The sequence below is a fragment of the Clostridium sp. genome, from assembly GCF_051650885.1.
Taxonomy (GTDB): domain Bacteria; phylum Bacillota; class Clostridia; order Clostridiales; family Clostridiaceae; genus Clostridium.
The window spans coordinates 1-3,111 of sequence record NZ_JBOFRG010000246.1 but is presented as its reverse complement, the minus strand read 5'-3'; the positions used below and the strand labels follow the sequence as shown (position 1 = coordinate 3,111).

Sequence of the window (3,111 nt, the reverse complement as noted above, 5' to 3'; positions counted from 1 at the left end):
ATACTATTGTTTTTGCTTCCCCTACTAAAAGTGAAGTTATATTTATTCCTGTAGTTATATTGCTACTTGGACTCGCTACTCCATTTATAGTTACAGACCCACTAACAAAGCTTGTTCCTACAGGAATAGTATCTTTAACTATTGCATTATTTAAAACAACATTTCCTGTATTCTTTACTACTAATGTGTAGGTTATATTATCATTTACATCTGCAAAATTCTTATCTGCTACTTTTGTTACTGATGTATTTGCATTTACTATTGTTGTAATAACAGAATTACTTGTATTTCTATAATCCCTATTTGATCCTGAAACCAAGAAATTATAAGCCACATCTGCATTATTCAGAATTTTATTAGTACTTGGTGTTGTTGTAACTAATACTGTAAATTCAACTGTTGCAGTAGCATTTGGTGCAATGGTTCCAACTGTTATTCCTGTCCCTGGTGTACCTATTCCACTACTTCCATTTACTTTTACAGAGCCTGAAACTAAAGTTGTTTCTGCTGGAATAGTATCAAATAATACCACGTTATTTGCATTCACGTTCCCTGTATTTTTCAAGACTATTGTATATACTACATTTTCTAATACTTTTGCATATCCCTTATCAACACTTTTTACTAAACCACCACTAACTGTACTTATTTCTGCATAATTAACAGTAGTGTTTACTATTGTTGTTAATTGTGTTACTGTAGCTCCATTTATAATGGCTGGATCAACTGTATATGCATAATCAACTTTTCCTTGATTTTGTATCGGGTTTGGATTTGGTACTGATACAACTGTTGCTTTAAATGTTAATGTAACTACACCATTTGGAATTATTGTTCCTATATTTACTCCACTTTGAACATTATCAGTTGGTCTGTTTACTCCATTTACAAAAACTGAACCATTTACAAACGTTGTATTGGTTGGAATAGTGTCTTTTAAGATTACATTGTTCGCATCTGTATTCCCTTTATTCGTTAATACAATGGTATAAGTAATTTGCTCATTTAACGTAGCCTCTGCTTTATCTACTGTTTTAGTAAGACCACCACTATTTTGACTAATATCTGCATAGTTGACTCTTGTATCAACTAAATTTGAGATAGCACCTCCACTTTGTCCATCTGGTAAAGTTGGGAATGTTGTAAATGTATAATTTACAACTGCATTATTTTGGAATAAATTAGGGTTTGGTACTGTATTTACAGTAACCTTAAATTCAATACTTTTCACTTCGCCACTATTTAATGTTCCTATATTTACTCCTACATTTAAATCTCCACTTGGCAGGTTTGCTCCATTTACTTTAATTGAGTTTGCTACTAAATTAGTTACAGCTGGTATAGTGTCTTTTACTATTACATTATCTGCCACTGTATTTCCTGTATTTTTTACAGTTATTATATAGGTTACAGTTTCACCCTTAGTTGCATATGCCTTATCTACTGATTTTATTATTCCATTTGTATTATCTATTACAGCTTGCAAAATAGTAACTGGTACTATATTACTTAATTTTGCACTTGTCATACTCTTTGGCGTACTTGGGTCGTATATATAGCTATAATTTATAGTTGCATCATTTATTATTGGATTTACTGCTGGTACTGTATTTACTAATACATTAAATTCTATTGTTGTAACTCCATTTGCAGGTATTGTTGGTATTGCTATTCCAGTATTCGGATCTCCTGCTGTTATAACTGAATTTACTTTTACAGTTCCTGTAATATAGTTAAATCCATTTGGTACTGTATCTTTAAACAAAATATTATTTGCAGATATATTTCCAGTATTTGTGACAACAAATGTATAAGTTACACTATCACCCATTTTGGCATAAGTTGGATTTCCTGACTTTGTTATATTTAAATCCGCAATATTTACCTGTGAATATACCGTATTACTTAAAATACTCTTAACTATATCTGGCAATGCCGGATTTACACTATAGCTATATTCTAGCATTCCTATATTAGGAATCGGATTTGGATTTGGTAATGTTGCCATTTGATAACCACCTTTCATTATTTCTACTTATAATATATGTAGTTTTTTGTTGAATAGTGTTATTTTAATATCATATATAAAAGAAAATACTAGAGAATTTCACCTCTCTAGTATTTTCTTTATTTTTTATTCAACCATTGCTTGCATACACACTTTTTTATTTTCTATAACTTCTGCATCAACTGTTGGTATTATAACAATATTTGCCTTTAATATTGGTGCATTTGCTACAGGATCATATGATAACTGAGGATTAATTATTGATATTTTTCCACCTATTGAAAGATTAATTTTTGCTTCTTTTGATGGAATACATAATTCTTGAACAATTAATGTTGATGCTGCTGTATCTGGTGCTACATCAATAGTTGATTCAATTACTGCTTCAAATTTACATGTTTGGCCACTATAATTCATTGTTCCATTCAACTTATATTTTGCTCTATACGTCCATGTTCCTATAGTATCTAACATTAATGTTGATTTTTTTCCTGTTCCTTCACATTCAGGAATATTAATTATATTAGCATCTAATAATGTTACTTTATAATCACTATTACCTAAATCTGCTACTGCTGCTACAGCCGCACCATTTACTAAAACTTTAGCTGGTGTTGGTGCTGTAACTACGTTTATATCTAATAACTCTACTGTTGGACAATTATCTACAAAAAATAATGCATCATCCCCTACAGCACAAGTTGTACAACAATTTTCATTTAAAGGTTTTAAGCTTAACGTTGATATATAATCAGTTGCATTTGTTGTTAATGCATGGAATAATGGTGAACCTGAACCACTTTTCCCATCATATATTCTATCAACATATGCACATATAGTTTTAGCCTTTGCCACATTAAATTTCACTTTTGATAGTCCATCACAACATAGTGAATTTTCACACTTTTTTACTTCATTTGTATTATTACAATTACATTTACTATTATAGTTATAACTCATATCTTTCCTCCTGATCTTTTATTAAAAGCAACTGCTTTCAACTTTTCTTGCTAATAAAAACATTGTTATATTCATAAATAATGTTCTTTCATTTAAAATTTCTGAATATACATCCTCTATACAAGGCACAACACAATAACTAT

At 30.1% G+C, this 3,111-nt stretch carries 2 protein-coding genes; both read right to left on the bottom strand.

Annotated features, from left to right (window positions below; translation table 11 throughout):
* Nucleotides 1–2,008 (bottom strand): DUF7507 domain-containing protein (locus ACRC28_RS11660; RefSeq protein ID WP_438543614.1); only part of this gene is annotated, 2,008 nt, incomplete at its 3' end.
* A gap of 126 nt (nucleotides 2,009–2,134) precedes the next feature.
* Nucleotides 2,135–2,968, bottom strand: coding sequence for a hypothetical protein (locus tag ACRC28_RS11655; protein WP_438543613.1), 834 nt, complete (start codon nucleotides 2,966–2,968; stop codon nucleotides 2,135–2,137).
* Nucleotides 2,969–3,111 lie beyond the last annotated feature (143 nt).

Excerpts from the sequence above, each read along its gene's own strand:
- ACRC28_RS11655 (WP_438543613.1), bottom strand. The coding sequence starts at position 2,968 with ATGAGTTATAACTATAATAGTAAATGTAATTGTAATAATACAAATGAA.